Origin of the sequence: Streptomyces antimicrobicus, assembly GCF_020532625.1 — a bacterium.
In the GTDB taxonomy this organism is placed as follows: domain Bacteria; phylum Actinomycetota; class Actinomycetes; order Streptomycetales; family Streptomycetaceae; genus Streptomyces; species Streptomyces antimicrobicus.
Genome location: NZ_JAJAUY010000266.1, coordinates 1 through 1,355, shown reverse-complemented (window position 1 = coordinate 1,355; position 1,355 = coordinate 1). Strand labels below are relative to the sequence as shown.

General features: G+C 68.4%; 1 protein-coding gene. It reads right to left on the bottom strand.

What is annotated here, in order from left to right:
* Positions 1-1,355: amino acid adenylation domain-containing protein (locus tag LG632_RS29980; protein WP_226731076.1), on the bottom strand; the 1,355-nt coding region annotated here is incomplete at both ends.

Below are 1,355 nucleotides of genomic sequence, written 5' to 3'. Positions count from 1 at the left end.
AGCTTCTTGTCGCCGGGGCGGTCCTCGCGGACGGTCACGGCGACCTGGGCGACGTCCGGGTGGGACTGCAGGGCGGCCTCGATCTCGCCGAGCTCGATGCGGAAGCCGCGGATCTTGACCTGCTGGTCGGCCCGGCCGATGTACTCCAGCTCCCCGTCGCGGTTCCAGCGGGCCACGTCGCCGGTGCGGTACATCCGGCTGCCGGGGGCGCCGTAGGGGTCGGCGACGAACCGGCCGGCCGTCAGGTCCGGACGGCCCAGGTAACCGCGGGCCAGACCGGCGCCGGCGACGTACATCTCGCCGGCGACTCCGAGGGCGGCGGGGCGCAGGGCGGTGTCGAGGACGTACAGCCGCAGATCGGGGATCTCGGTGCCGATCAGGCTGCCCTCGGAGGACGCCGCGGTGTCGGGGTCGAGGGCGAGGTGGGTGACGTGGACGGTGGTCTCGGTGATCCCGTACATGTTGACCAGCACCGGAGCATCCCCCGCGTGCCGCTCGTACCACTCACCCAGACGCCACAGATCCAGCGCCTCACCACCGAACACCACATACCGCAGCGCCAGCTCACCCGGACCCGCAACCTCACGCTCGGCCTGCATCAACTGGTAGAACGCCGACGGCGTCTGGTTCAACACCGTCACCCGCTCCGCCACCAGCAACCGCACGAACTCCTCAGGAGAACGCGACACCTCGAACGGCACCACCACCAGACGCCCGCCGTACAACAACGGACCCCAGATCTCCCACACCGAGAAATCGAACGCGTACGAGTGGAACAACGTCCACACGTCGTCACTGCCGAAACCGAACCAACCCTCGGTCCGCGTGAACAACCGCACCACGTTCCCGTGCGGAACCACCACACCCTTCGGACGACCCGTCGAACCCGACGTGTAGATCACATACGCCGGCGACGACGGCGACAACTCCACACCCAGATCACCCTCACCAGCAGCAGCAAGCTCCGCCACCACCGCCGCATCGTCCAACCGCAGCTGCACGACACCGTCCGCCACACCCGACAGGTCCACCGAACCCACCGTCACCACCAAAGCCGGCGACGCATCCGCGACCATGTACGCCAACCGGTCCGCCGGATAATCCGGATCCATCGGCACATACGCCGCACCCGACTTCACCACCGCCAGCAGACCCACGATCAGATCCACCCCACGCGGCAACGCCAGCCCCACAAACCCCTCAGGACCCGCACCCCGCGCCACCAACAACCGCGCCAGACGATTCGCCCGCGCATTCAACTCCCCGTACGACAACGACACCCCCTCGAACGAGAGCGCCACCGCCTCCGGAGCCACCGCCACCCGCTCCTCGAACACCGACACGAGCGTCGCGGT